The following is a 275-nucleotide window of genomic DNA, read 5'->3' on the forward strand; positions in this document are numbered from 1 at the left end:
GCAGAAGAGCAAAATCCGGGCAACCTCATCAACAATCCAGAGGAATATGAAAGTCAGTCGGATAATCAAATCGTTTATATTCGCATCACCGACCCCACAAGCGATTTGAATTGTTTTGCTATTGAAGCCATCGAATTAATCGTAGAACCCTTACCAGACATCATTGCCCCAGAGCGTTTGTCAGTTTGTGATGATGAAACCGGAGGAAGCACCACCAATGAACAAGCAACCTTTAATTTATTTAGTAAAGTTGAAGAAATCACGCAAGGCGATCA

At 41.8% G+C, this 275-nt stretch carries 1 protein-coding gene; it reads left to right on the top strand.

Going from position 1 to position 275, the window contains the following annotated elements; all coding sequences use genetic code 11:
* Window positions 1-275 (top strand): hypothetical protein (locus G7034_RS11340; protein WP_166401073.1); only part of this gene is annotated, 275 nt, incomplete at both ends.

Origin of the sequence: Psychroflexus maritimus (genome assembly GCF_011089875.1) — a bacterium.
Lineage (GTDB): Bacteria > Bacteroidota > Bacteroidia > Flavobacteriales > Flavobacteriaceae > Psychroflexus > Psychroflexus maritimus.